Genomic DNA, 25,631 nt, shown 5'->3' on the forward strand with positions numbered 1-25,631 from the left:
ACCGCATCGGCGCGGTGGGGGCCTTCGGGCCTTCCCCGGGCGCCTCACCGGCGGGCCGGGAATCCGTGGGCGCGCGCGCCCGCCACGATCGCCACGACGGGGACGAGGAGGACGAGCACGCTCCAGGACAGGGCGCCCGCCCCGAGGGCGTCGAGCAGGAGGCCGCCGGCGACGCCGCCCGCCGCCATGGCCGCGTTCCAGAGGCTGACCAGCAGGGTCTGGGCGGTGTCGGCGTGCGCGCCGCCCGCCTCGGCGGCGGCCGTCTGGAGGAGGGTGGGCGCGCCGCCCCAGCCGAGCCCCCAGAGCAGGGCGGCCGCCAGGACGAGTGCGGTGCCGCCGGCCGGGACGGCGAGCGCGGCGGCCGCCACGGCCACGAGGAGCGTGCCACCGAGGGTCAGGGCCCTGAGCCGGCGGTCGATGTGCCGTCCGGTGAACCAGATCCCGGCGAGCGAGGCCACGCCGAACACCAGCAGGACGAGCCCGGTGGAGCCGGCCAGACCGAGATGGCCGAGGTAGGCGGAGACGTAGGTATAGAGCACGGTGTGGGCCAGGACGAGGGTGAACGTCACGGCGAGGACGGGGAGGACACCGGGCACCCGCAGCGTCCGGGCGACCGGTGCCCGCCCGCCGCGCTCCCCGCCCGGCAGGTCGGGGACGGCGAGGGCGATCCAGCCGAGGAGTACGGCGGCGATCACGGTCATGGCGGCGAAGGCCGCCCGCCAGCCCACCGCCTCGCCGAGGAAGGTCCCGGCCGGTACGCCGAGGGAGAGCGCCAGCGGGATGCCGGTCATGGCGACGGCCACGGCGCGGCCCTGGAGGTGCGGCGGGGCGATGCGCCGCGCGTAGCCGGCGAGCAGGGCCCAGGCCACGCCGGCGGCGACCCCGGCGAGGAAGCGGGCGCCCATGGTGAGGGCGTACGAGGAGGAGAGCGCCGTGACGGTGTTGGCTGCGGCGAATCCGGCGACGGAGGTGAGGAGCAGGCGCTTGCGGCGCCAGGCGGCGGTGCGGGCGGCCAGCGGGACGGCGGTGAGGGCGGTGCCGAGGGCGTAGACGGTGACGGCCTGTCCCATGGCGGCCTCGCCGACCCCGAGGTCGGCGCTCATGGCGGGCAGGACTCCGGCGGGGAGGGTCTCGGTCAGGCTGGTGACGAAGACGGCGGTGGCGAGGGCGAGCAGCGCGAGCAGCGGCAGCCGCCCTGAGGCGGCTGCCGGGGCGGGAGCGGTGGTCCGGTCCGCGGCGGGCGGGGCGGGCGCGTCGGACGGGGCGGCGGGGGCCGGCTCCGCGGCGGGCGGGGCGGTGGAGGTCCGGGCGGCGGGCGCGGCGGAACGGGCCGCCGCTGTCGAGTCGTTGGCCATGGATCTATGCTCGAACCCTCACATCGGTGTGAAGGTCAAGCGAGTCCCTGGAGGGGCGCCCATGCGGATCGGGGAACTGTCGGAGCGCACCGGAACACCGCCCCGGCTGCTGCGCTACTACGAGGAGCAGGGCCTCATCGTCGCGGACCGGCTGCCGAACGGCTATCGGGACTACGACGAGTCGAACCCGGACCGGGTCCTGCAGATCCGGGGCCTGCTGGACGCCGGTCTGCCGACCCGGATCATCAAGCAGATCCTGCCCTGCCTGAACAAGCCGCGGATCATCCACTTCCCGGACGCCACCCCGGAGATGCTGGCCACCCTGGAGCAGGAGCGGGACCGGATGACCGAGCGGATCCGCTGCCTCACCCGCAACCGGGACGCGGTGGCGGAGTACCTGGACGCGGTGCGGGGGAAGACGGAGTCGCCGGCCTGACCCCCGTCGCGCCGCGGGCGGTCCGTACGCTCCAGCGCCCGCCGTGCCGCTCCAGGGCGAGCGGCAGCCCGAAGCAGGCGCCGACGAGTTCACCGGTGAGCACCTCGCCGACCGGCCCCTGGGCGAGGACCCGCCCGCCCCGGAGGAGCAGGGCGTGGGTGGTGCCGGAGGGGAGTTCCTCCAGGTGGTGGGTCACCGTGACCGTGGCCAGGGAGGGGTGTCCGGCGCCCAGGGCGTCGAGCGCGTCGAGCAGCTGCTCGCGGCCGGGCAGGTCGAGACCGGTGGCCGGTTCGTCCAGGAGGAGGAGCCGGGGCTCGGGCATCAGCGCGCGGGCGATCAGGGCCCGGCCGCGCTCGCCCTGCGAGAGGGTGGGCCAGCGGGCGGCCCGCCGGTCGCCGAGTCCGAGGGTGTCGGTCAGCCGGTCGGCCCGTTCCTCCTGGGCGGGCGTCGGCCGCCACCGGGGCGGTCGCTCCACGGAGTTGGTCGCCCCGGTCAGGACGACGTCGCGGACGGCGAGGGCGGAGCGGAGCGGATGCCGGGGCGTGACGTGGCCGATGAGGGTGCGCAGCTCCCGCAGGTCCACCCGGCCCAGGCGCCGGCCGAGGACCTCCACCCGGCCCCGGGTGGGATGGGTCTGGGCGCCGAGGAGCCCGAGCAGGGTGGTCTTCCCGGCGCCGTTCGCCCCGAGCAGCGCCCAGTGCTCACCGGGCCGGACGGTGAGCGTGACGTCGTCGAGGATCGGGACGCCGTCCCGTACGACGGTGGCGCTCTCGGCCCGGAGGACCGGTGGAGCACCCGCGCCCGGGCCGGCCGCCGCCTCGACCTCGGGGCCGGGGCCGGGACTGGGGCCGGCCGACGCGGCCGCCGCCGTGAGGCGCGGCGCAGTCGTCCGCGCGCCCGGCGGCCCGGGTGCGGCCCCGGGTCCAGGGCCAAGCCCGAGCTCGGATCCAGGGCCGGGCCCGGGGGCGGGTGCGGGGCCGAATCCGGGGTCCCGCGGGGGGTCCTCGACGGTCGGCCGCGTGTGTGCCGGTGGCGACGGCCTCGGCGCGAGCCCCGTCATCGGGCGTACGCCCGGTTCACGGCCGACACCACGGCCTGCACGGAGGCGGTGAGGACGGAGGTGTCCAGGCCCGCTCCCCACGCGGTGCGGGCGCCGACCCGGCACGAGGCGTACGCGGCGGCCTCGCCCCCGCTGCCCGCGCCGACGGCGTGCTGGGTGAAGTCCAGGACGTCCACGGCGATTCCGGCTCCGGCGAGGGCGTCGGTCAGGGCGGACAGCGGGCCGTTGCCCCGGCCCTCCACGGGTGCCCCGCGTCCGTCGACGGTCAGCACCCCCGTGAAGCGGTGCCCGTGCTCCGCGTCGTGGCCGGTGCTCCACTTCTCCAGCACGACGGGGCCCGCGCCGCGGCCCGGTGCGAGGTAGGAGGCGAGGAAGACCGCGTACAGGTCGTCGGAGGTGGCCTCGCGACCGCTGTCGTCGGTCACGGCCTGGACGGCGCGGGAGACGTCGGGGCGCATCCGCTCCGGCAGGTCGAGGCCGTGCCCGGTGCGCAGGAGGTGGGCCACTCCCCCCTTGCCCGACTGGGAGTTGACGCGGATGACGGCCTCGTAGCCGCGGCCGAGGTCGGCGGGGTCGAGCGGCAGGTAGGGCACGTTCCAGGGGGCGAGCTCGGGTGGGACGCCCGCCTCGGCGGCGTCCTTGGCATGGCGGGCGAGGCCCTTGCTGATGGCGTCCTGGTGGGTGCCCGAGAAGGCGGTGTGGACCAGCTCGCCCGCGTAGGGGTGGCGGGGGTGGACGGGGAGGCGGTTGCAGTACTCGACGACCTCGCGCACGGCGTCGATGTCGGAGAGGTCGAGCATCGGGTCGACGCCCTGCGCGTAGAGGTTCAGGGCGAGGGTCACCAGGTCGACGTTGCCGGTCCGCTCACCGTTCCCGAACAGGCAGCCCTCGACCCGCTGCGCGCCGGCGAGGACGGCCAGCTCGGCGCAGGCGACGCCGGTGCCGCGGTCGTTGTGCGGGTGCACGGAGAGGATCACCGCGTCGCGGCGGGCGAGGTTCCGGTGCATGTACTCGATCTGGTCGGCGTACACGTTCGGGGTGGCGATCTCGACGGTGGCCGGCAGGTTGTGGGTGACGGGCCGGTCGGGGCTCGCGTCCCAGAGCTCCGTGAGCCCGTCGCAGACCTCCAGGACGTAGTCGGGTTCGGTCAGGTTGAAGGTCTCGGGGGAGAACTGGAAGCGGAGGTCGGCGTCGGGGCGGGCGGCGGCGAGCCGCGCCATGAGGGTCGCCGCCTCCCGTACGGTCCGGTGGACCTCGGCGCGGTCGCGGCCGAGGACCGTGTCGCGCCAGACCGGCGAGGTCGCGATGTAGAGGTGGACGACGGCCCGCGGCAGCCCGTCGATCGCCTCGAAGGTCCGCTCGATCAGCTCGGGACGGGCGGGGGTGAAGACGACGGGCGTGACGTCGTCGGGGACGGCGCCGGAGGCCGTGAGCCGGACGAGGTGGCGGACGAAGTCGAAGTCGGCGCGGCTGGCGGAGGGGTAGCCGACCTCGATCTCTTTGAAGCCGGTGCGCACCAGCAGGTCGAAGAAGCGGTGCTTGCGGTCGGTGTCCATCGGCTCGGCGAGCGCCTGGTTCCCGTCGCGCAGGTCGACGGGCACCCAGAGGGGAGCGCGGTCGATGCGGGCGGCGGGCCACCTCCGGTCGAGGGCGGGCACGTGGACGCGCTCCTGGAAGGGGCGGTAGCGGTGGTACGGCATGGGGCCGGGACGCTGGGGGTTGCGGATCATGGCCGTCACCGTACCCACCCCTCAGCTCCTCAGACAAGTACTCCTCAGACAAGTTCCGGGATAGATTCACGGCAGCGCTCTCGCGCTCTCGCGTTCCCGTGCTTCCGCGATCCGGAGAATCAGGTGACTCCCATGCCGCTCGGCGCCCTGCGTCCCAGCCCCCTCGTCGAGCAGGCCGCCCAGCGGCTGCGCGAGCAGATCACCGGGGGGCACTGGCCCGTCGGCACCCGGCTCCCCGGCGAGACGACCCTCGCGAAGGAACTCGGCGTGGGCCGCTCCACCGTCCGCGAGGCGCTGCGCGCGCTCGCGGGCGCCGGTCTCGTCCAGCCGCGGCAGGGCGCGGGGGTCTTCGTGACCGCGACCCGGCCGGCGGAGGACTGGCCGACCCGGCTGCGGGCGGCCGCGGTGACGGACGTGTACGAGGTGCGGATGCTGGTGGAGGTGGAGGCGGCCCGCCTCGCCGCGCTGCGCAGGACCGACGAGGACGTGGCGGCGATGCGGGAGGCTCTCGACGGCCGGCGGAGCGCCGCCGGCGGCGGCGACGACGCGGGGTTCGTGGACGCGGACATCGCCCTGCACGCGGCGATCGTGGCGTCGGCCCGCAACCCCGTCCTCACCGATCTGTTCGCGGAGTTCGCCCCCGTGCTGCGCCAGGGCCTGATCGACCTCCTCGACCTGCTCGACCTGCGGGGGCGGGACCCCCGGCACGGGGAGGAGGCGCACGCGGCGCTGGTCGCCGCGGTGGAGTCGGGCGAGGCGGAGGAGGCCGCCCGGCTCGCCCGTACGGAACTGGAGTCCACGCTGGCCCTGCTCAAGGGCCCCGGCGCGGCGCCGGGGACCCCGGCCTGACCCGCCTGCCCGGCGCCCGGACCCGCCGGCCCGGGCCTGGCCCCTGGGCGGGTCGGCTTCGGTCAGGCCAGGTGCCCCGGTGGTTCGGGTGCTCGGGGGACCGAGCGGGAACGACGGGGACGGGGACTGTCGGAGGCCTCGCGTAGGTTGAGCACCGTCGCAGTCGAACGGAATGAACGAGGAACACGGTGAAGGCATACGACCTGGGGTTCGGAGAGTCCGTGGACGCGCTGTCGGTCCGGCCCGGCAAGCTCGTCGAGATCGATCTGCCCGGGGCCCGCGTCGCCGGGTGGTGCGGCGGTCGTGCGCCCGGCATCGGAGCGGCCTCCTGGCCCCGGAGCCCTGTCACGGGACTGCCGATGACGCATGTCATCACCCTCGAACTGCCGGAGGACTACCGGCGCAAGGGCCAGGACCTGGTGGCCGTCTCCTTCTTCCACGCCGACGACCACGTCGCCGACGACATCGAGGGCGTCGACGAATTGCTGGCGGGCACCGCGCCCACCCCGGAGCAGGCCGCCGATCCGTTCCTCGCCGCGGTGGCCGCGACGGCGGCGGCCCGCCACCCCCGTCAGCAGGACCTGGAGGACATGATCGGCGGCGCGCACGCGCTCATCTGGCTCACCGCCGCGGAGTTCGCCGCGCCCCGCACGGATCCCCCGGCCGACATCCGGCCGGACGGCCTCGGCGACAAGTACAGCCGCGGCCAGAACGCCTGGGACGACAGCGCCCCCGAGACCACGGTCTGGATCGGGGAGCGCACCGGCGACCCGAACACCGGCATCGCCCCGGCGGAGGACGGCGAGGGCGGCTACGTGGAGGCCTGGTCCTCGGACGACAAGGATCTCGACGCGTTCTGGTCGTCCGTCGAGGGCGTCTCGCACCTCGGCGGGACGGTGATGCCCTGCCAGACGTTGCCGGAGGGCCTGACGCCGTACGTCTTCGAGCTGGAGGACGGCGTCGGCGGGGTCAACTTCGGCGGCGGCAACGCCCAGATCGACCTGGAGTCGGGCGTCTTCGACTGGGCGCAGTAGCGGGCAGCGCGCCCGCGCGGAACCGAGTGGTACGCGGGGTGTGCGGGTCGGGGCCGGTGGGAGGCGGTCTAGGACCGCACGCCGACGAGAAGACGCCGCAGGGTTTCCTCCTGCCGCGCGAACCGGCTCGCCGACCCGGCCGCCCTGCGGGGGAACCGCGTCGCGCGGGCGGGACCGGCGAGCGAAGCCCTGTGCGCGGCTCGGCGCGGGCGGAGGCCTCCCCGGTCCGCCCGGGCGCGGAGGCGTGCCGCCGAGCGGCGCAGCGCGGTCGGGCGGAGCTGGGCCGGTGCGATCCGCGCGCGCTGACCGCCGCCCGCGATCAGGGCGTTGACGGACGCCATCGGGTCGCCGCCCACCGACCGGGCGAGCAACGCGCCGACGACCACCGGGCCGAGGGCGACGGCGAGGGCCGCGCCGGTGGCGGTGGCGCGCTGGAGGGGCCGGTTTCGGCGGACGTCGAAGCTCATGGTCACAGTCCAGCAGGACGCGGGTGGGCGGGGTATCGGTCCGGGTACTCAGACCGGCGCGCCTCGCTACTCAGCCGCGGGCGCGCGGGAACTCCCGCCAGGGCCTCCCGCACAAACGATTCTTCAGTGATGCTCGGGGGTCCGGGCGCACCGCGTGTGCCCGGTGGACGGGTGGAGCAGCGGGTCGGGCACCAGGGTGAGCATCGGAGGCGGAGGCACCGTGACGACGGAGACGACAGGAGTGGCGGCGGCAGGGGCCGAGGAGGCGGCGCGCACGGCATGGACGGGCGGGTCGGCACCCGGGTGCGGGGCCGCGTCGGCGGACGTGCCGGCGCCGGCGGACGGGCTGCGTGCGGCGGACGGGCCGAGTACGACGTCCCGCCCGAGCACAAGGGGCGGGGCCGACGCGGCCGCGACCGGCCTCACCTCCGTGCCTGTGCCCCGGCCCGCCGCCGTCCTCGTCGTGCAGCACGAGGAGGAGGCGGGAGCCGGGATCGTCGGCGAGCGGCTCGCGCGGTGCGGTCTCCGGCTCGACGTGGTGCGCGCCTGGGAGGGCGACGAACTGCCGGACGACCTCGGCGGCCACGCGGGTCTGCTGGTCCTGGGCGGTTCGGTGAACTGCGAGGACGACGCCGCGGCCCCCTGGCTGCCCGGGACCCGGGCGCTCGTCCGCGAGGCCGTCGCCACGGAGGTCCCGCTGCTCGGGATCTGCCTGGGCGGCCAGATCGTCGCCCATGCCCTGGGCGGTTCGGTCGTACCGCGCCCCCACGCGCCGGAGGTGGGCGCGGTGCCGCTCCGAAGGCTGCCGGCCGCGACCGGGGACCCCGTGCTCGGCGGGCTGCCGGACGGCGCACCCGCCGTCCAGTGGCACTGGGACGACGTGGACCGGCTGCCGCCCGGCGCGGTCCCGCTGCTCACCGGCGACGCGTGCGCGCACCAGGCGTTCCGGGTCGGCGCCGCCGCGTGGGCCGTGCAGTTCCATCCGGAGGCGGACGGGGGCACCGTCGCGGGGTGGGCGGCCGAGGACGGGGTTCGGATCCGGGAGGCGGGCCTCGACCCGGCGACCGCGGTCGCCTCGGTGCGGGAGACGGAGCCCGTGCTCCGCGCGGTGTGGGGCACGGTGGCGGAGGCCTGGGGCGCGGTGGTCGGAGCCTTCGCCGACCCGCGGCGGTAGCACCCGGGCCGGCGCACACCCCGCACCACCACCCCCGCACGTGCGGCGGCGCGCCCCGGTGGTCGTACCGTACGGGGAGGCACCCCCCAACGAAGGAGACCGTCGCCATGGCCGACTACCGGATCGAGACCGTCCGCACCGGGTACCGGAACTGGACCGCCCGGAACGACCGGGGCGCGGAGGTCCGGATGGCCGCCGCGGACGACGCCGACGCGCAGCCCTCCTTCACCCCGGTCGAGCTGCTGCTCGCGGCGATGGGCGGCTGCGGCGGCCTCGTCGTCGACCGGACCGCGCGGGCCGTGGACCACGACGACCTGAAGATCGTGGTGGAGTCGGTCTCCGGGCCGGAGGACGACGGCCGGATCGGCCGGATCCGGGTCAGCTACGAGTTCGAGCTCCCGGACAGCAACCCGAAGGCGGCGGAGGTCTTCGCCCGCGGGGTGCGGCTGACCCACGAGAAGTTCTGCACGGTCAGCCGGACCGTGGAGCACGGCGCGCGCGTGGAGGCGATCCTCCCGGACGGCACCGTCGGCTTCGAGGGCTGACCCGCGGGCCGGGGCGGCCGCTTCGCGGTACCCGCCCGGGCGCTCGGCCGTGCTCCCCGCTCACTCCTCGATCGCGCCGCCCGTCGCGCGCAGGTGCTGCCGGAAGGTGCGGGCGGGGTCCGCGGCCCGGGCCGCCAGATAGGCGTCGAACCGGGTCTGGGCGCGGAGCGTCTCCCCCGCCCCGATGCGGCGCGCCTGCTCCCGCTCCGTACGCGCCAGGGTGCGCGCCGTCTCCAGGACCTCCCCCACCCGGACGGCCGACACGAAGAGCACGCCGTCGTCGTCGGCGAGGACGACGTCCTCCGCGGTCACCGTGTGCTCGCCGAACCGGGCGGCCGTCAGCGCGTCGGCGTCCCGGGGATCGAGGCGTACGGGGCCGGGCGCGTACCGCCCGTAGGAGAAGACGGGCAGTCCGATGCGGAGCAGGTCGGGGGTGTCCCGGTGCAGGCCCCAGACGGCGATCCCGGCGACGCCCGCGGCTCGCGCCTCCAGGACCGCGAGGTCGCCGATGCAGGCCTCGTCGCGGCGGCCGGCGTTGTCGATGACGAGCACGTCACCGGGTCCGGCCAGGGTGAAGGCCTCCAGGAAGACGTCCACGCTGCCGTAGTGCCGTACCGGCAGGGCCCGCCCGGCGACCCGCTGCCCCGCCGCGACGGGCAGGATCCCGGCCGGCGCGGCGCGCAGCGGTTCCCCGAGGCGCACGCAGGCGTCGGCGACGAGCGGGGTGGAGAGTTCCGTGAAGTCGACCGGATCCTGCGGCATGGGGCGCTCCGTTCGGTGACGCGTGCGGTACGGCCGGGCTGCGCGATGCTACCGGGCGCCGTTCCGCGGGGCCCGCCCCCGCCGGGAGCACCCGGCCGGGCGCTCCTGGCGTGCAGGCCCGGCGGCGCCTCCCTACGATGAAGTCACCCCTCTCCAGAGCGAGGCACCATGGCCGCAGAGGACGCTTCCCGGCCCGCCGAACGCCCGGCGGGACTGAAGGCGAACGCGATCGGCTTCGTCGACGCCCTCGTCATCGGACTCAACTCCACCTCCCCCGCGTACTCCCTGGCCGCGGTCATCGGCCCGATCGTCGCGCTCGCCGGGATCTACGCGCCCGGCGTGATGTTCGCGTCCTTCGTCCCGATGCTGCTCATCGCGTCCGCGTTCTACTACCTGAACAAGGTCGACCAGGACTGCGGTACGACCTTCTCCTGGGTCACGCGCGCGATGGGGCCGTGGGCCGGCTGGCTCGGCGGCTGGGCCATCGCGATGACCGGCGTCCTGGTCGTCGGCTCCCTCGCGGACGTGGCCGTCAGCTTCGCGCTGCTCTCCTTCGGCCTCGACAGCTGGGTGGACAACGACTTCGTACGGCAGTCCCTCACCGTGCTCCTGATCCTGGTGATGACGGCCGTCTGTGTCATCGGCACCGAGCTGTCGGCCCACGTGCAGAACGTGCTCATCCTGGCGCAGGTCGCCTTCCTGCTGGTCTTCGTGGGTGTGGCGCTGTACAAGGTGTACGACGGCACGAGCGCGTACGACTCCGTCGAACCGGCCCTCGGCTGGCTGAACCCCTTCGGCGCCGGAGGCGCGGCGCTGACCGGCGGGCTGCTGCTCGGCGTGTTCATCTACTGGGGCTGGGAGTCCGCGGTCAACCTCACGGAGGAGGTCGAGAACTCCGCGACCGCACCCGGGAAGGCCGGCCTCTGGTCGACCGTCATCCTGCTCGTCACCTACGTGTCGGTGGGGTTCGCGGTGGTCGCGTACGCCGGTCCGACGTTCCTCGCGGAGAACGCCGGCGAGGAGGAGTTCATCTTCGCCCAGCTCGCCACCGACGTGCTGGGCGGCTGGGACTGGGTCCTGCTGCTGGCCGTCTCGACCTCCGCGATCGCCTCCACCCAGACGACGATCATCCCGGCCTCCCGGACCGCGCTGTCCATGGCCCGCCGGCGCGCGCTGCCCGCGCACTACGGCCACATCAGCCCTCGGTTCCGCACCCCCGACGTGAGCACCTGGTGGGTCGCCGGCATCGCCATCGCCTGGTACCTCGTGGTGAACCAGATCAGCACCAACGCCCTCTTCGACTCGCTGACCGCCCTGTCGCTGCTGATCGCCTTCTACTACGCGCTCACCGGCATCGCGTGCGCCGTCTACTACCGGCGCCACCTGTTCGAGAGCGTCCACAACTTCCTGCTCATCGGCCTCGGCCCGCTCGTCGGCGCCGGGCTCCTGACCTGGCTCCTGGTGAGGTCGGTCTCCGACATGTCCGATCCCGCGAACTCGTACAGCGGCACCTCGTGGTTCGGCCTCGGGCCGCCGCTCGTCATCGGTATCGGCATCGCCCTCACCGGGGTGGTCATCATGATCGTGTGGCGGCTGCGGTCGCCCGTCTTCTGGGAGGAGCGGCCGAGCGTGGCCGACCCCGACCTGGTGCACGGCAAGGAGCGCTGAGATGTCGGTCGTGCTCGGTTACGACGAGTCCCCCGGCGCGGCCCGTGCGCTGCGCATCGCGGTCGAGGTGGCCGCCGCCTTCGACGAGCGGCTGGTCCTGGTCTACGGCGCGGCGGCGCCCGGTCCGCTGGGCGAGGAGTACCGGTCCCACTACGACGCCATCCGGCAGACCGGTCGCGCGGGCCTGGAGCACGCGGTCACGGAGGCGGACCGCGCGGGTGTCCCGACGGTCGTGGAGGTGCTCGACGAGAACCCGGCCCAGGCCCTGATCGACGCGGCGACCCGTCACGCGGCCCGGGTCATCGTGGTGGGCAGCTGGGGGGAGAGTCCGATGCGCGGCGCGCTGCTGGGCTCCACGCCTCACAAGCTGCTCCACATGTCGACCGTGCCGGTGCTGTGCGTGCCGCCGGAGTCCCGCGCCTGACGGCGCGGGGGCCCCGTCCTCAGTCGAGCCAGAGCGCCCGGAGCGGGCCGAGCGGGTCCTCCTCGACGCGGGGTTCCGCGGCCCAGATCCGCGTGGCGCGCCCGCCGGTGGTGTAGCGGGGCCAGTCGGGGCCGGGGTCCTGGTCGGTCACGAACGCGACCCAGGCGCGGTGCATCGCGTCGGCGAGGCCGCGCGGCGGCGCGTCCCCCGCGACGGCCGGGACGCCGTCGGCGTCGAGGAGGTCGAAGGCGAAGGGCAGGTCGACGCAGTGGAAGGCGAGGCCCGCGGCGGGTGAGCGCCAGGCGAACTCGTAGAGCCAGGTGGGCCGGCCGCGGGCGGCGCGGGCCTCGGCGACGGCGAGGTTCGGTGCCCGGAAGGTGGCGTCGGTCAGGGCCTGGCCGAAGAGCCGCTCCGGTCCCGTCTCCGCGTAGGCCGCGGTGAAGGCGTCGACCCGGTCCGGGGCGAGGCCGAGTCCGCCGAGCAGGACGGGCAGCGGCGGGCCCTCCGGTCCGGGCGCGGGGAACGGGGTGAACTCGTGCTCGGTGAACCCGAGCATCAGCGGCACGTCCGCGCCCGCCCCGCCCGTGGTGAGGGCCTCGTGGACGGGCAGCGGGACGAGCTCGCCGTCGGCGAAGGGGGCGAAGGACAGCATCGGCGGCAGGCCCTCGCGGTCGGGGCCCGGCTCGTTCAGACGGTCCTGGAGCGCGAGGAGCTCGTCGTCGGCCAGGTCGCGCAGGGCGGCCGCGGTGGCCGGGACGCCGGTGCGGGCGGTGAGGAGCCGGGCGGCCGCCCGGGCGGCCTCGGGGCCGTCGGGCCGCGGAACGGCGCCCGACACGGAGAGGGCGCCGCGGAACAGGCCCCGGGCGGCGGGGACCGCGAGCAGGGTCTGGACGGCGCCGCCGCCCGCCGACTGCCCGGCGACGGTGACCTTGGCGGGGTCCCCGCCGAAGGCCGCGATGTTGTCCCGGACCCAGGAGAGGGCGGCGATCCAGTCGCGCACGCCCCGGTTGTCGGGGGCGTCGTCCAGGTGCAGGAAGCCCTCGATGCCGAGCCGGTAGCCGACCGAGACGAGGACGACGCCGTCCCGGTTGAAGGCGGCCCCGTCGTACCAGGGGCTGGCGGCCGATCCGGCGACGTACCCGCCGCCGTGGATCCAGACGAGGACGGGCAGCCCGGCGGCCGGGTCCGCGCGGGGGGTGAAGACGTTGAGGTTGAGGATCCCGGCGCCCGGCACGGTGGGCTCGGGGATCGTGGTGATCTCCGCGAAGGGCCGGCGCTGGGCCGTCGGGCCGTACGCGGTGGCGTCCAGGGGCTCCGTCCACGGCTCGGGCGGCACGGGCGCCGCGAACCGCAGGTCGCCGACGGGCGGCTGCGCGTACGGGATGCCGAGGAAGCGCAGGCTGCCGTCGGCCCGGCGGGCGCCCCGGACGGGTCCTCGGTCGGTGGTCACGGTGGTGCCGTCGGCGCCGGTGCTGTCGGGCGCGGCAGTGGACGCGGGGGTGCCGGTCGTGGCGGTGCTGCCGGTGCTGCTCATGGGTGCTGCTCCTTCTGCGCGGGGGCACACGAGGCCCGGCAGGAGCCTGCCACTGTTCACTTACACGTGTCAACGCACGCGATCGCCGCCTTGTCCCGCCGGGGCAGCAGGAGAGGCGTCGTGAGCAGCAGGACACCGGCGAGGCCGATCGCCGCCCGCGCTCCGACCATCGCCGCGAGGACCCCCCAGAGCGCCGTCAGGGCGGCGATCGAGGCCTTCGCCGCGACGGACCAGGCGGTGAGGGTGCGGACGACGCGGTCGGCCGGCGTCAGGTCGAGGCGGTGGGCGGCCAGGACCGGATTCCACACCCCGATGCACGTGATCAGCACCAGTTCGACGGCCATCACGAGGAGCAGCCCCGTCACCCCCGGGTGCACCAGGACGAGACCGACGGGCCAGCACGCCCGGAGCGTCCCCGAGACCCGCAGGACGCGGTGTCGCCCGTACCGCGCGACGAGCGGCCGGGAGAGCCGCGCGCCCACGAGGCCGCCGAGGCAGGGCACCGCGAAGGCGAGCCCGTACTGCCAGGGGGCGAAGCCGAGCGGACCGAGCATGAGGACGGCGAGCAGCGGCGAGGTCGCCATGATGAGCCCGTTGACCAGGACGGCGTTGAGGAACAGCGGCCGCAGGACGGGCTGGGCGAGGAGGTGACGCCACCCTTCGAGCAGGTCGCCCAGGCCCGCCGCCGGACCCCGCGTGCGGGTGGGGACGGGCTCGTGCGCCCGGATGGCCCGGATGCCCAGCGCCGAGAGCAGATAGCTCACGGCGTCGACGAGCACGGTCGCCACCGGGCCGAGGAGGGCGACCAGCGCGCCGCCGAGCGGCGGGCCGAGAACCGTCGCGGTCCAGGTCGTGGATTCGAGGCGGGCCTGCGCGAGGAGGCGTCCCTCCGCGGGCACGAGGGCCTTGAGGCAGGCGCCGGAGGCCGCGCCGAAGGTGATGTCGGCGGCCGCCACGACGGCGGAGACGAGGAGCAGCTGGGCGAAGCCGAGCCGGTCCAGCGCGTACGCGCCGGCGACGCTCAGGACCGCCGCGCAGCGCACGAGGTCCATGGCGACCATCACCGGGCGCTTGCGGCGGAACTCCACCCAGGGGCCGAGCGGCAGGGCGACCGCCGCGCCGACGGCCGCGCCGACGGCGGCCAGCGCGGACACCTCAGCGGAGCCCTCGTGGAGCACGGTGACGGCCAGCAGCGGGAGGGCGTTGAAGGCGACCCAGGTCCCGAGGGTGCCGGCCGCGTACGCCGCCCACAGCCACCCGAAGTCCCGCCCGAGGGACGTTCCGCCCGCCATGCCCGCGCCTCTCCGCCGAAGGTCCGCGCCACCGCACGCCACCGGCCGCCCATCAAAGCGAGGGGAGCAGCCGCAGATCAAACAACCACGGGACGGCTGCGGGACAACCCGTGGTTGTCGGACGTGTCGGAACGAGTCGAAACGAGGGGAGGCGGGACGCGCGGCGCCCGACGGCGGGTCCGTAGGGGGGTGTCGTGCCGATCAGGCCCGGCCCCGCGAGCCCGGCCTGATCGACACGACACCCCTAGGCTGCGGGTATGGACCTCGACGCCGTGCGCACCTTCCTGGCCGTGGTGGACTCGGGGCGGTTCCGGGACGCGGCCGCCGAGCTCGCGGTGACCCAGCAGGCCGTGTCCAAGCGGATCGCCGCGCTGGAGCGGGAGCTGGGCGTGCGGTTGCTCGCCCGCACCGCGCGCGGCGCGGAGGTGACGATCGACGGCCAGGCCTTCCTGCCGCACGCGCGCGCCCTGCTGCACGCCGAGACGCGGGCGCTGGCCTCGGTGCGGCCCGAGCGGCGGGCGCTGCGGGTCGACGTGATCGGCCGGAGGCTGGCGACGGCGGGCCTGCTGCGGGGGTTCCACCGGGCGCATCCGGAGACCGAGCTGGACGTCGTGACCCTCTTCGACGCCGACGCGGCCGTCGCCGCCCTGGCGGCCGGCACGATCGACGCGTCCTTCCGGGCGGTCACCATGCCGGGCCGGCGGCTGCCCGAGGGCATCGGCGCACGGCCGGTCCTGGACGAGCCGTTGCAACTCCTGACGGGGCCCGGGCACGCGCTCGCGGGCGCGCGCTCGGTGCCGCTCGCCGAGCTCGCGGGCCATCGGATCTGGATTCCCGGCATCGTCGGGGGGACCGAGTGGGCGGCCTACTACGCGGACCTGGCCGCCGCGTTCGGGCTCACCATCGAGGTGACGGGCCCGGACTTCGGCCCCGAGGCCCTGTTCGACACGATCGCGGACTCCCCCGAGCTGGCGACGTTCGTCGGCGCGGGGACCCGTCTCGTCTGGCCGGCCGGCCACGACCTGCGGCGCGTCCCCGTGCACAGGCCGACTCCGGTCTACCCGCACTCACTTCTGTGGGTCGTGGACAACCCTCACCCCGCGCTCCTCGCCCTCCGCGCGCACCTGGCCGCCTCTCCCGGGGCGCCGGGGGCGACGCCGTCGGACGGAGAGCGGGGCGACATCTGGACACCCGACTGGGCACGGCCCCGCGATCAGCCCCCGGAGCCCTAGAATCTGCACGCCCGGCAGAGTCGCGGCGGAGCGGAAGGCGGCCGGTGGTGGAGTGGAAGCCCGACGCCGTCGTGGGCGCGCTCGTCTTCCTGCTCGGCGTGGGACTCATCGTCGCCGGAGTGGTCTGGAAGGGGCGCGCGGTGCGGCCGTTCGCCGCCTCGCGGGCGCGGTCCGTGGCGCAGCGGGAGTACGCCCGCGACCTGCAGCGGGCCGCGGACCACGTGATCGAGCGGGCCCGCCGGTCCGCCGGCGAGGGCGAACCGGCCATCGTCACCGTGGAGGCGGTCGTCCGCACGACGCAGGACCGCTACGGGTACGCCGAGGTGGAGCGGCGGCACGCGGCGGCCGCGCTGCGCCGGCGGTTCGAGCACGGGGGCTGCGCGGCCGACTGCGTCACGGACGCCTTCGGCTGAATGTCGGCGCCCCGTCAGGGGATCGCTCCGCGGCGGGTGCCTCCGCGGGGTCCCGTCACCGCACGGCAGGACGCGAACCCCGGGCCGCCGGAGCGGCGTCGGGACCGCGAGGCCCCCTGGGGCGTCGGGACCGAGGCGCCGCCGCGGGCGTCGAAGTGCCGGGGCGGTGACGGGCGGCAAGGTGCCGGGGCGTCGCGGGCATCGCGGGCGCCCGGCTCACTCCCCCGTCGAGCCGTCGAGGCGCTCGCGCAGCAGGTCGGCGTGGCCGTTGTGCCGCGCGTACTCCTCGATCATGTGGGCCAGGACGTAGCGCACGGAGTACGTCTCCGCCTCGTGCGTCCCGGTGACGTCGAGGGAGGGCGCGGCGGCCACGATCGCGCGGGAGTGGTCGCACTCCTTCCGCCAGACGGCGAAGGCCTCGTCCGGGTCGGCCCCGTCGACGTCGAACTCGGCCCAGTCGGTGGAACCGGGCGGGGTCCAGTGGCTGGGGATCCCCTCGCCGTTGAGGACGTTCCGGAACCAGCCGCGCTCGACGTCGGCGGCATGGCGGACGAGTCCGAGGAGCGAGAGTCCGGAGGGGGCGATCGCCCGCCTGCGCAGCTGATCCGGGGAGAGTCCCCGGCACTTCAGGGCGAGGGTGTCGCGCTGGAAGTCGAGCATGGCGGTGAGCGTGGCGCGCTCGTCGCCCGTGCGGGGCACGGTCGCGCGCTGATCCTGGATGGTCATGCGGGCATTGTGCCGCCGTGATCCTCGCTCCCGCCTGCGGATTTCACCGTTCCGGCGATCGGCGCCCGTCAGCCGCCGCGACGGTCAGCCGGAAGGCCGGGCGTAGTCGCCGAAGCCCGTCCAGTCCACCGCGACACAGGCCTCGTCGCCGAGGACCCAGGCGTCGTGGCCGGGCTGGACCTCCATGTAGTCCCCCGCGCCGTACTCCGCCGACTCGCCGTCGTCCATGACGACCTTCATCCGGCCGCTGACCACGTACCCGACGTGGGACGCCTGGCAGCTCTCCGTGCCGGCGATCGGCCCGACGTGCTTGGACCACTGCCAGCCCGGCTCGAACACCGCCCGGCCGACCGGGCCGCGTTCCCCGTGGAGCAGGTCGAGCCTGCCCTTGCCGTCCTCGAAGGGGCGGGTCTCGTCCGCTGCGTCGAAGTTCCTTCTGACGATGCCGGTCATCATCGGCTCCCGGCGGTGGAGAGGTCGGGCCCCGAGTCCACTTCCAGGCTACGCCCGGGCCCCGCGGCGCACACGGCCGCGAGAAGGGCCCTTTCGTCTCCTGCCGGGACCTCTGTGAACAGCGCTCTGCCTTTGGTGGATCCGCGCATATGCGGAGCTCGAATTCTGTGCATATCCCTTACCGGACAGACCTACACATAAAGGCCAGATAAGAGCACAATGAAGCAGCGGCAGCATTCGCCGCAAGTGCGGTCAGACGTGCATGACGCCAGAAGGAGGCGAGTCGTATGGCCGACGTCTCTCACCGTCCCGGTGATATCGCGGGACACCCCGATGCGCCGGAAATGCGGGACCGATATGCCCGTATGCTCCAGACCCGAGGTGTCGCGGCGGTCGAGGAGCTCGTGATCCTCGCCGGCATCTACGCCGCGATCTCCGCGTGGACGGTTCACTTCTCCGCCACCCAGCCCGCGCTCGCCACCGCGAACCTGGTCGTCGGCATCGCCCTCGCGGTGCTCGGCCTGTGCATGTCGATGGTTCCCGAGCGTTCCCAGGACCTCAACTTCGTCGTCCTGCTGATGGGCGCGTGGCTGATCATCGCTCCGTGGGTGGTCGGGTCGAGCCCCGACACGGGCACCGTCCTCAGCAACGTCATCACCGGCGCGTGCGTCTGCCTGTTCTCCCTCACGGCCGGCGGACTGCTCATGACCAAGCGAAGGACGTGAGGCCGGATCCCCTTCCGGAACGGCGGCCCCTCCCCTCCCGGAGGTGCCGCCGTTCGCTCTTCTCCGCCTCCGGAACGGCCACTGCCCGGTAACGAATTGACCCACGCGGTTTCAGCCACCTAAGTTCTGCGTAAAGCTTGCTCCACAGGGACAGGCTCTCCCGCTCGCATACCCGGTCCTTGGGGGGACAAAGTGAACTGGTACCTCGACGTCATCAAGAAGTACGCCGTCTTCAGCGGCCGGGCACGGCGCAAAGAATTCTGGATGTTCCAGCTGTTCAACATCATCGTCTCGATCGTCCTCGCGATCATCGGCACGGCGATCGACTTCTCGCTGCTGAGCACGATCTACTCGCTCGCCGTCCTCCTGCCGTCCCTCGGCGTCACCGTCCGCCGTCTGCACGACACCGGCCGCTCGGGCTGGTGGGTCCTCATCGGCCTGGTGCCGCTCGTCGGCTTCATCATCCTCATCGTCTTCACGGCCTCCGAGGGCGAGCAGCAGCAGAACGCCCACGGCCCGAACCCGAAGCTGGCCCCGGCCTACTGACGGTCCCGGCCCCCGACGGGTCCGGGTCGCTCGAAGCCCCGCCCCGCCGAAGGCCACGGTCCGCCGCGGACCCCGGCCCCCTGAAGGCCGCGGTCCTCGGAACGGCCTGCTGAAGGCCCATGTGTACGGCCCCCGGAGATTCCTCCGGGGGCCTTTCCGCGTTTCCTCCGCATCCCCGGCCCGGCGCCACGTGCCGCCCCACCGTGCGGACCGGTGCCGCATAGAGCCGCCGCGGCGCGTTCGGCCGGGTCCCCTTGTGCAGGATGGCGCACGACCCGCACCGGGACCCCCGCCTAGCCTCGCCGCAACGGCACCAACGAGGGGCGGTACCACCGGTGAACTGGCACATCCACGACTACCGCGAGAGCGATCTCGCCGCCGTCGTCCATCTGATCGACACGACCGCGGAGCTCGGGCAGGAGTCCGTCTTCTCGCTGGCCGAGTGCATCAGCGCCCTGACCGGCCGCCAGCCGGCCGTGGTGGCCGTCCACCAGGGCGTGCCGATCGGCGCCGCGCTCGCCTCGGTCTCCGGCGAGCGGGCGTGGGTCATGCGCATCGCGATCGCCTCGGCCTGGCGCGGCCGGGGCCTCGCCAGCGCGCTCCTCGTGGAACTGGAGCGGCGGCTGGTCGCGGCCCGGGTCGGGAGGATCGCGTACGTCCTGCCGGAGGAGGAACTCCTGGGCGAGGGCCTCCTCAACGCCGGGTACACCCGCCAGCCGGCCGTGGCGTACTTCGAGAAGGTGGAGCCGCTGCACGGCCCCGCCGCAGGACTCCTCGACGACCTGGGCGGGCGGCTGCTCCCCGGCGACCTCTGGACCAAGGTCGCCGGCATGGAGCGGGAGAAGGACCTGATCGAACGACGGGTGGTGCTGCCGCTCGCCGAACCGGAGCGGGCCGGCCGGCACGGGGTGCGGCCGCCGCGCGCGATATGCCTGTTCGGCCCGCCCGGCACCGGCAAGACGACCTTCGCCCGCGCGATCGCCTCCCGGCTCGGCTGGCCGTTCGTGGAGATCCTCCCGTCCCGCCTGGCCGACGAGGGCAACCTCGCCGCCGCGCTGCGGTCGGCGTTCGCCCGGATCGCGGAGCTGGAGCGGGTCCTCGTCTTCATCGACGAGGTCGAGGAGATCGCTCCCGTGCGCTCGGAGCCCGCGCAACCGGGCGGCATGCACGGGGTGACGAACGAACTCCTCAAGCTGATACCGGGGTTCCGGGAGCGGGACGAGCGGCTGCTGGTCTGCGCCACCAACTCGATCCGCTCGCTCGACCCGGCGTTCCTGCGGCCCGGACGGTTTGACTACCTCATCCCGATCGGCACCCCCGACAAGGCGGCGCGGGCGGCGATCTGGGCCAGGTACACCGACAGCAGGCCGGAGGTCGACGTCGACGAACTGGTCCTGGCGAGCGACCTGTTCACCCCGGCCGACATCGAGCACGCCGCCCGGATCGCCGCCCAGGCCTCCTTCGAGCGGGACCTGCTCGCCGTCGGCGCCCGGGGCGGGGACGGTCCCGCACCGGGCGCCAGCACGGCGGACTACCTGGCGGCCATCGGGGAGTGCCGGCCCACGGTGACCCCCGAGATGGTGGAGCAGTTCGCCTCGGACATCACCTCGCACGCCCGGACCTGAGGGCGTCCCCCCGGAGCACGGCCTCCAGTTCGGCCCGGTCCGGCGGCTGCGAGCCGGCCCGGGAGACGGTGACCGCCGCCGCGGCGGACGCGCGCCGCAGGAGCGCGTCGAGGTCGTCGGCGCCGAGCGCGCCCAGGGCGTCCCGGCCCCGTCCGGCGAGCCCGTCGAGGACGGCCGACATGAAGGAGTCGCCCGCGCCGACGGTGTCGACGACGGCGGCCGGGAGCGCCTCGGCCTCGACCAGGTGATCCCGGCCGAGGGCGAACGAGCCGGCCGCGCCCCGGGTGACGAGGACGAGGGCGGGCCCGAGGCCCCGCCAGCGGGCGGCGACCGCGCGCGGCTCCTCGTCCGGGTAGAGCCAGGCCAGGTCCTCGTCGCTCGCCTTCACCACGTCGCTCAGCGCGACGCAGCGCTCGACGCGGGACACGGCCGCCCCGTGCCCGCCCATGAGGGCGGGACGCACGTTGGGGTCGTAGCTGACGGTGGCGTGCGCCCGCAGCCGCTCCGTCTCGGCGAGTACGGCGGCCGCGCCGGGCGCGGTGACGGCGGCGATCGAGCCGATGTGGAGGTGGTCGGGTGCCGGGCCGGCGGGCGCTCCGCCGGTCAGCGTCCAGGCGATGTCGAAGCGGTAGGCGGCCCGGCCGTCCGCGTCGAGCCCGACGACCGCCGAGGGGGTGCGCGGGGGCCGCTCGCCGACCTCCACCCGTACGCCGGCGGCCCTGAGACGGGCCTCGATGAGCCGTCCGGCGTCGTCGTCGGCGAGCTGGGTGAGCAGGGTGACGTCCCGGCCGAGCCGCCCGAGGCCGTGGGCGACGTTGGCGGGGCTGCCGCCCGGGTGGACGCGGTCGGCGGCGCCGGAGCCGGCCGGGGCGGGGACGATGTCGGCGACGCACTCGCCGATCACCAGGAAGGACATGGGTCGCGGCTCCTTGTCGAGGATGCGGTGCCCGTCGAGGCGGACCTCGCCGCGGGCGCCCCTGGCGGACGGTCCGCAGATCGTACGCGGCCGCGGCGGGCGCCGCCGGGGCGTCCCCCGCCACGGGCGCCCGACGCCCTATCGTGGTCACCGGCGCTCCCCCGCGGGGTCGGAGCGGCGGCGGGCGGCGCAGAACCGCCACGGCCCGCGCGCGGAACGCGAGGCCGGCGACGGCCGGCGACGACAGGGGGACCGCTCCGGTGGAGCAGTACGAGGGACTCGAGCTGATGACCGTCACCGGGACCGAGGAGCTGGAGGCGTGGCTGGAGGACCACCACGCGGACCGGGCGGGGGTCTGGCTGAGGATCGCGAAGAAGGGCGGGGGCGGTACGTCCCTGACCAATCCGGAGATCCTCGACTGCATGCTCTGCTTCGGCTGGATCGACGGGCAGCGCAAGGGCGGCGACCACGCCTACTACCTGCAGAAGTACACGCCGCGGCGCGCCCGGAGCCTCTGGTCGCAGGTGAACGTCCGCAAGGTCGCGGTGCTCACCTCGGCGGGCCGGATGCGTGAGCCGGGCCTTGCGGAGGTGCGGGCCGCCCAGGCGGACGGCCGGTGGGAGTCCGCGTATCCCTCACAGGCGGAGGCGACCGTGCCGGACGACCTCGCGGCGGCCCTCGCCGCCGACCCCGGCGCGAAGGCCTTCTTCGACGGGCTCGGCAGGACCGATCAGTACCTGGTGATCATGCGGCTCTGGCAGGCCTGTACGGAGAAGGGCCGGGCGCAGCGGCTGGAGCGCATGGTGGCGGCGATGGCGGCGGGCGAGAAGGTGCGGTGAGGCGCGCCGGGACGCCTCAGCGGCGGCGCCGGTAGAGCACCTGGTGGGCGTCGTGCTCGACGAAGGACGAGACGTGCGCCATGCCGACGGCCTCCAGGAGGCGCCGGGAGCGGACGTTGGCCTCCTGGGTCAGCGCGACCACGCTCGGGGTGTCCCGGAGGGTCGCCTCGACGACGGCACCGACCGCCTCCCGCGCGTAGCCGTGCCCCCAGTGCTCGGGCAGGAACTGGTACGAGACCTCCGTCTCCCCCTCGCGCGCCGCGGGCTCCACCGTGACGAGGCCGAGCAGGACGTCGTCGGCCGACCGCACCACCGCGTGGACGCCGGGTGCTCCGACGACCCTCCGCTGCCGGATCCGGACGACCTGTCCGGTGACCGGGCCGCCGAGATGGCGTCTGACCTCGGGGTCCGTCCACAGCCTGGTGACCGCCGGCACGTCGGCGGTGCGTACGGGGCGCAGCAGGAGCCGCTCCGTGACGAGGGGCGCGGTTCCGGGTGTCGGGGCGGAGGTGGGCGAGGCGGCCATGCCTCCGATCATCTCAGCCCGGGCAGCCGCCCGTCGGCCCCGGTCGTCGACGCGGCCCGGGAGGTCTTCCGTACGGGAGGACCGTCGCGGGCTCATTCCGCCATGCGTCGCGTCAGCGCGGCCAGCGCTCCGGGCCGGCGGCCCGGGACGCGGCGGCGCAGGGCGATGAGCTGGGGGCCGAGGGCGCGGGCCCGCGCCCGGTCGCCGATCCGCTCCCACTGGTGATGGGCGCGGTCCACGGCTCCCTCGACGTCGGTGTCGTCCGTCGGCTGCCCCAGCCCGAGCCGGGCCTCGGCGGCGGAGAGCCACAACTCGCAGCTGCGGGCGGGGTCCCCGGCGAGGCGGGCGAGGTCGGCCCGGACCTCCGTCCAGTGGACGGCCTCCGGGGAGCGGGGTCCGTGGCGGCGCAGGGCCTCGCTCTCCCAGGCCGAGGCCACGGCGGCCGCCTCGCCGTGGCGTCCCGCCGCCGCGGCGGCCAGGATCGCGGGGTGGGGGTCCTGCTCCGCGACCGGCGCGGGGGCGGGGGCCGGTGCGAGGAGGACCGACTCCGGGGAGGCCGCGGCCGCCTGGGCGGCGGACTCCGTGTGGAGGGTGGCGTACGGCAGGCGTGCGCCGGAGCGCCGGAGTTCGGCCCAGGCTCGCAGGTAGGCGGGGGCGAGGGGCTCGCCGCGGCGCTGGGCGGGGACCACCCTCCCGTAGAGGGTCGGTCCGGGTCCCAGCCTGAGGAGACCCGGGTCGGCGGTGAGGCGCTCCCAGACCGCCGGGTCGGCGGCGAGGTCCGCGACGACGGTCGTCGTGCCGGGCGCGCGGACGGCGAGTTCGACGGCGAGCCAGTGCCAGGGCAGCGCGGTGTAGCGGAGGGTCGCCGGGGTGGTCCGGGCCAGGGCGAGGTGGGTCAGCTGCTGTCGGCGGTCGAGATGGAGCTGCCCGGCGAGACAGACCACCAGCGGGCCGGGGCTCGCCGCCGCGGCCCGCAGACGGGTGAGGACGGTCTGCGGGTCGAGCGGGTCGGCGAGTTCGACGAGGGTCGCGGTGGAGGTGCCGGTGAGGACGCCGGGCGGCACGGCGGCGAGGGCCGGCAGGACGGACGCCGCGTCCATCGCCCGCCCGCGGCCGGCGGGAGCGGCGGCGAGCAGGAACGCGGTGCCGGCGGCCGTCGTCTGCGCCCCGGCCCGGGGCGGGGGCGCCGCGCCCGCCGGCGACGACGCCACGACCGTCGGCGGAGACGCCATGACCACCGGCGCGACACCCGCCATCGGGGCGATGGGCGCCGCGGGAATCGCGGGGGTCGGTGTGAGAGTCATCGGGGCGGCCGGAAGAGTCGTCGGGGTCGCCGGGCCGCCCGTGCCCGTCACTCCCGCCGGTGCCGTCCCACCCTTAGGCACCCCGTTCGCCACACCCGTCACTGCCGTACCGGAGAACCCCGTCGTGCCCGCTCCCGTTCCCGTGCCCGCCCCGCCCGTGGCCGCTGTCCGCGTGCTCACCGTGCCGTTTCCGTCGTCGTTCACCACCCCCGCACCGTAACCCGTCGTCCACCGGCCGAAATTCGCTGGGCCTTTGACATATGCCGGAAGCACCACCGGATCGAGTGTTGCCAAATCCCTTACGGGCCGTCCCGGGCTGTGCAACAGTCGTGTACGGGCCTCACCTTCACACCTGGCCTGGCCGCGCCGCGCCTGTATCGGAGTACGACATGCCGTCCCCACTGTTCGCGGATCACCCCGCCCAGCAGCCGGAGCCGGGCGCGGTCGACGCGCTGATCTCGCAGACCCGCCGCCTGCGCGGCGAGCTCGTCGCCGTGCGCCGGGACGCCGTGGTGAACGACGACGACCCCCAGCAGCGCTGGCAGCGCGCTCTCTGCGACCTGGCCGTCCACCAACTCGACGACCTCGGCGCACACTTGGGGCAACTCCGGACGGGTGTTCCCGAACAGACCGGGACCGTGGACACCGAGGGGCCCGCGGAGCCGGCCCTCGACACCGCGCGCCCCACCGATCCCGGCACCGCCTACGGCGAGCTGCCCCCGCAGCGCACCGGATCCCTGCTGTCCCGCGTCGGCAGCGCCGAGTGGAACCTCCTGACCGACGAGGTCAGTTGGTCCGAAGAACTGTTCCAGATCTTCGGACGCGCGCGCGAGAACGGTCCCATGTCGCTGGACGAGATGCCCACGATGGTCTTCGTCGAGGACCAGCCCGTCCTGCAGGGCATGGTGACGGACTGTCTGATCGACGGGAAGCCGATCGACGGGGAGTTCCGCATCGTGCGGACCGACGGCTGCGTCCGCACCGTGCACATGACCGGCGAGCCCGTCCTCGACGCCGACGGCTGCACCGCCTCGATGTGGGCCGTGCTGCGCGACGTCAGCGAACTACGGCGTAGCGAAAGGGCCGTCCGCGAGAGCCGGGACAGCCTGGAGCGCAGCCGCCACATCGAGGAGACCGAGCGCCGGGTCGCCGTCGAGCTGCAGGAGGCGGTTCTCCCGCCGTGGCGCGGCTCGCTCCGCTTCGCCCACGACGGCCCCGCACCCCTCGACGTGGCCGCCCACTACCTCCCCGCCGCCAGCACCGGACTGATCGGCGGCGACTGGTACGACGCCCTGGCCCTGCCCGACGGGGACGCGCTCCTCACCGTCGGCGACCTGACGGGCCACGGGGTCGCCGCGACCTCCTCGATGGCGATGCTGCTCGGCGCCCTGCGCGGGATGGCGGTGGCCGGGATCCGGCCCGGCGCCCTGATGGCCCATCTGAACCAGCTCCTGGAGACCTCCGTCCAGCCCGCGCTCGGCAGCGCGATGTGCTGCCGCTACGACCCGGTCACCCAGAAGCTGACCTGGGCGCAGGCCGGCCACCCCGCCCCACTGCTGTTCCGCGACGGCACGGGCCACGTCCTGCGGCGCCCCGAGGGCGTGCTCCTCGGGGCGACGACGGGGACCGTGTACGGCGAGGCCGAGACCCCGCTGGCCCCGGGCGACCTCCTCGTCCTGCACACCGACGGGCTCACCCGGGGCAGCGGCCCCGACGACGACACGGGCACCCGACGGCTGCTCGCCCTCGGCGCACGGCTCGTCGGGGCGCGGGACGCCCAGGAGGGCGTCCGCGCGGTGGTCGAGGAGTTCGGCGAGGAGCAGCGCGAGGACGACGCCTGCGTGATGGTGGTCCGGGTCGGCCGCTGAACCACCCGTCCCGCCCGCCCGTCGACCCGCCTCGGCACCGCGACGACTCCAGCGAGCCGCCCCGCGGCGGCCCGGCGACGCGCGCGTGCGGCGGCCGCACGAGGGGCCGGTGGGCCGGCGCCCGGGCC

General features: G+C 75.1%; 25 protein-coding genes and 1 pseudogene. 14 read left to right on the plus strand and 12 right to left on the minus strand.

Going from position 1 to position 25,631, the window contains the following annotated elements; all coding sequences use genetic code 11:
* Nucleotides 1-44 precede the first annotated feature (44 nt).
* Nucleotides 45-1,355: an MFS transporter gene (locus tag ACF09E_RS01655; RefSeq protein ID WP_392203326.1), complete on the minus strand. Its 1,311-nt coding sequence runs from the start codon at nucleotides 1,353-1,355 to the stop codon at nucleotides 45-47.
* A gap of 61 nt (nucleotides 1,356-1,416) precedes the next feature.
* Here ACF09E_RS01655 and ACF09E_RS01660 point away from each other — a divergent pair, with 61 nt between their 5' ends.
* A complete protein-coding gene (locus tag ACF09E_RS01660; RefSeq protein ID WP_392203327.1) occupies nucleotides 1,417-1,791 on the plus strand; it encodes a MerR family transcriptional regulator in 375 nt (124 codons plus the stop codon).
* A gap of 7 nt (nucleotides 1,792-1,798) precedes the next feature.
* Here the strand turns inward: ACF09E_RS01660 and ACF09E_RS01665 are convergent.
* Together ACF09E_RS01665 and leuA are read right to left on the minus strand one after the other, a co-directional pair.
* Nucleotides 1,799-2,530: pseudogene (locus ACF09E_RS01665) on the minus strand (ABC transporter ATP-binding protein); the annotation flags it as partial.
* 317 nt (nucleotides 2,531-2,847) lie between these two features.
* Nucleotides 2,848-4,581, minus strand: a complete 1,734-nt coding sequence (gene leuA, locus ACF09E_RS01670) for a 2-isopropylmalate synthase (protein ID WP_392203328.1) — start codon at nucleotides 4,579-4,581, stop codon at nucleotides 2,848-2,850.
* Between the two features lie 132 nt (nucleotides 4,582-4,713).
* On the opposite strand from leuA, the gene ACF09E_RS01675 reads away from it, so the two are divergent.
* Nucleotides 4,714-5,430 (plus strand): FadR/GntR family transcriptional regulator, encoded by a 717-nt coding sequence (locus tag ACF09E_RS01675; RefSeq protein WP_392203329.1) that lies wholly within the window; start codon nucleotides 4,714-4,716, stop codon nucleotides 5,428-5,430.
* A gap of 188 nt (nucleotides 5,431-5,618) precedes the next feature.
* Entirely contained in the window at nucleotides 5,619-6,464 is an 846-nt protein-coding gene (locus ACF09E_RS01680; protein ID WP_392203330.1) for a hypothetical protein, read from the plus strand.
* 68 nt (nucleotides 6,465-6,532) lie between these two features.
* On the opposite strand, the gene ACF09E_RS01685 is transcribed toward ACF09E_RS01680, so the two are convergent.
* The gene (locus ACF09E_RS01685) at nucleotides 6,533-6,931 is read right to left on the minus strand and encodes a hypothetical protein (RefSeq protein WP_392203331.1); all 399 of its coding nucleotides are present in this window, start codon (nucleotides 6,929-6,931) and stop codon (nucleotides 6,533-6,535) included.
* Between the two features lie 430 nt (nucleotides 6,932-7,361).
* Between ACF09E_RS01685 and ACF09E_RS01690 the strand changes: the two genes are divergently transcribed.
* Together ACF09E_RS01690 and ACF09E_RS01695 are read left to right on the plus strand one after the other, a co-directional pair.
* Nucleotides 7,362-8,105 carry a type 1 glutamine amidotransferase gene (locus tag ACF09E_RS01690; RefSeq protein ID WP_392203332.1) on the plus strand — a complete coding sequence of 248 codons (744 nt, stop codon included), beginning with the start codon at nucleotides 7,362-7,364 and terminating at the stop codon, nucleotides 8,103-8,105.
* 107 nt (nucleotides 8,106-8,212) lie between these two features.
* Nucleotides 8,213-8,650, plus strand: coding sequence for an OsmC family protein (locus ACF09E_RS01695; RefSeq protein ID WP_392203333.1), 438 nt, complete (start codon nucleotides 8,213-8,215; stop codon nucleotides 8,648-8,650).
* Nucleotides 8,651-8,710: 60 nt separating this feature from the next.
* On the opposite strand, the gene ACF09E_RS01700 is transcribed toward ACF09E_RS01695, so the two are convergent.
* Nucleotides 8,711-9,412, minus strand: a complete 702-nt coding sequence (locus ACF09E_RS01700) for an RraA family protein (protein ID WP_392203334.1) — start codon at nucleotides 9,410-9,412, stop codon at nucleotides 8,711-8,713.
* Nucleotides 9,413-9,580: 168 nt separating this feature from the next.
* Between ACF09E_RS01700 and ACF09E_RS01705 the strand changes: the two genes are divergently transcribed.
* Nucleotides 9,581-11,080, plus strand: a complete 1,500-nt coding sequence (locus ACF09E_RS01705; protein WP_392203335.1) for an APC family permease — start codon at nucleotides 9,581-9,583, stop codon at nucleotides 11,078-11,080.
* A 1-nt stretch (nucleotide 11,081) separates the two neighbouring features.
* A complete protein-coding gene (locus tag ACF09E_RS01710) occupies nucleotides 11,082-11,504 on the plus strand; it encodes a universal stress protein (protein ID WP_361857311.1) in 423 nt (140 codons plus the stop codon).
* A gap of 19 nt (nucleotides 11,505-11,523) precedes the next feature.
* Here ACF09E_RS01710 and ACF09E_RS01715 read toward each other — a convergent pair whose 3' ends face one another.
* Nucleotides 11,524-13,038, minus strand: a complete 1,515-nt coding sequence (locus tag ACF09E_RS01715; RefSeq protein ID WP_392203336.1) for a carboxylesterase/lipase family protein — start codon at nucleotides 13,036-13,038, stop codon at nucleotides 11,524-11,526.
* Between the two features lie 56 nt (nucleotides 13,039-13,094).
* Entirely contained in the window at nucleotides 13,095-14,330 is a 1,236-nt protein-coding gene (locus ACF09E_RS01720; RefSeq protein WP_392203337.1) for an MFS transporter, read from the minus strand.
* 257 nt (nucleotides 14,331-14,587) lie between these two features.
* On the opposite strand from ACF09E_RS01720, the gene ACF09E_RS01725 reads away from it, so the two are divergent.
* Together ACF09E_RS01725 and ACF09E_RS01730 are read left to right on the plus strand one after the other, a co-directional pair.
* Entirely contained in the window at nucleotides 14,588-15,562 is a 975-nt protein-coding gene (locus ACF09E_RS01725) for a LysR family transcriptional regulator (RefSeq protein ID WP_392203338.1), read from the plus strand.
* Nucleotides 15,563-15,609: 47 nt separating this feature from the next.
* Entirely contained in the window at nucleotides 15,610-15,975 is a 366-nt protein-coding gene (locus ACF09E_RS01730) for a hypothetical protein (protein WP_392203339.1), read from the plus strand.
* Nucleotides 15,976-16,191: 216 nt separating this feature from the next.
* On the opposite strand, the gene ACF09E_RS01735 is transcribed toward ACF09E_RS01730, so the two are convergent.
* Together ACF09E_RS01735 and ACF09E_RS01740 are read right to left on the minus strand one after the other, a co-directional pair.
* Nucleotides 16,192-16,701, minus strand: coding sequence for a DinB family protein (locus tag ACF09E_RS01735; RefSeq protein ID WP_392203340.1), 510 nt, complete (start codon nucleotides 16,699-16,701; stop codon nucleotides 16,192-16,194).
* An 84-nt stretch (nucleotides 16,702-16,785) separates the two neighbouring features.
* Entirely contained in the window at nucleotides 16,786-17,154 is a 369-nt protein-coding gene (locus ACF09E_RS01740) for a cupin domain-containing protein (protein WP_361857329.1), read from the minus strand.
* 365 nt (nucleotides 17,155-17,519) lie between these two features.
* Between ACF09E_RS01740 and ACF09E_RS01745 the strand changes: the two genes are divergently transcribed.
* The 3 genes from ACF09E_RS01745 (at nucleotide 17,520) to ACF09E_RS01755 (ending at nucleotide 20,050) form a co-directional block, all read left to right on the plus strand.
* On the plus strand, nucleotides 17,520-17,879 hold the full coding sequence (locus tag ACF09E_RS01745) for an SPW repeat protein (RefSeq protein ID WP_361857331.1): 360 nt from the start codon (nucleotides 17,520-17,522) through the stop codon (nucleotides 17,877-17,879).
* Nucleotides 17,880-18,071: 192 nt separating this feature from the next.
* Nucleotides 18,072-18,425, plus strand: a complete 354-nt coding sequence (locus tag ACF09E_RS01750; RefSeq protein WP_392203341.1) for a DUF805 domain-containing protein — start codon at nucleotides 18,072-18,074, stop codon at nucleotides 18,423-18,425.
* 335 nt (nucleotides 18,426-18,760) lie between these two features.
* Complete coding sequence (locus ACF09E_RS01755; RefSeq protein WP_392203342.1) at nucleotides 18,761-20,050, plus strand: ATP-binding protein; 1,290 nt, start codon at nucleotides 18,761-18,763, stop codon at nucleotides 20,048-20,050.
* On the opposite strand, the gene ACF09E_RS01760 is transcribed toward ACF09E_RS01755, so the two are convergent.
* Entirely contained in the window at nucleotides 20,028-20,966 is a 939-nt protein-coding gene (locus ACF09E_RS01760; protein ID WP_392203343.1) for a PfkB family carbohydrate kinase, read from the minus strand. The genes ACF09E_RS01755 and ACF09E_RS01760 overlap by 23 nt on opposite strands.
* Before the next feature lie 287 nt (nucleotides 20,967-21,253).
* On the opposite strand from ACF09E_RS01760, the gene ACF09E_RS01765 reads away from it, so the two are divergent.
* Nucleotides 21,254-21,805, plus strand: coding sequence for a YdeI family protein (locus tag ACF09E_RS01765; protein WP_392203844.1), 552 nt, complete (start codon nucleotides 21,254-21,256; stop codon nucleotides 21,803-21,805).
* A gap of 16 nt (nucleotides 21,806-21,821) precedes the next feature.
* Here ACF09E_RS01765 and ACF09E_RS01770 read toward each other — a convergent pair whose 3' ends face one another.
* On the minus strand, nucleotides 21,822-22,331 hold the full coding sequence (locus ACF09E_RS01770) for a GNAT family N-acetyltransferase (protein ID WP_392203344.1): 510 nt from the start codon (nucleotides 22,329-22,331) through the stop codon (nucleotides 21,822-21,824).
* A 92-nt stretch (nucleotides 22,332-22,423) separates the two neighbouring features.
* Nucleotides 22,424-23,635: a hypothetical protein gene (locus ACF09E_RS01775; protein WP_392203345.1), complete on the minus strand. Its 1,212-nt coding sequence runs from the start codon at nucleotides 23,633-23,635 to the stop codon at nucleotides 22,424-22,426.
* Between the two features lie 389 nt (nucleotides 23,636-24,024).
* Here ACF09E_RS01775 and ACF09E_RS01780 point away from each other — a divergent pair, with 389 nt between their 5' ends.
* Nucleotides 24,025-25,503 carry a PP2C family protein-serine/threonine phosphatase gene (locus ACF09E_RS01780; RefSeq protein WP_392203346.1) on the plus strand — a complete coding sequence of 493 codons (1,479 nt, stop codon included), beginning with the start codon at nucleotides 24,025-24,027 and terminating at the stop codon, nucleotides 25,501-25,503.
* The last annotated feature ends 128 nt before the right edge of the window (nucleotides 25,504-25,631 follow it).

This window comes from Streptomyces sp. NPDC014891 (assembly GCF_043081085.1).
Taxonomy (GTDB): domain Bacteria; phylum Actinomycetota; class Actinomycetes; order Streptomycetales; family Streptomycetaceae; genus Streptomyces.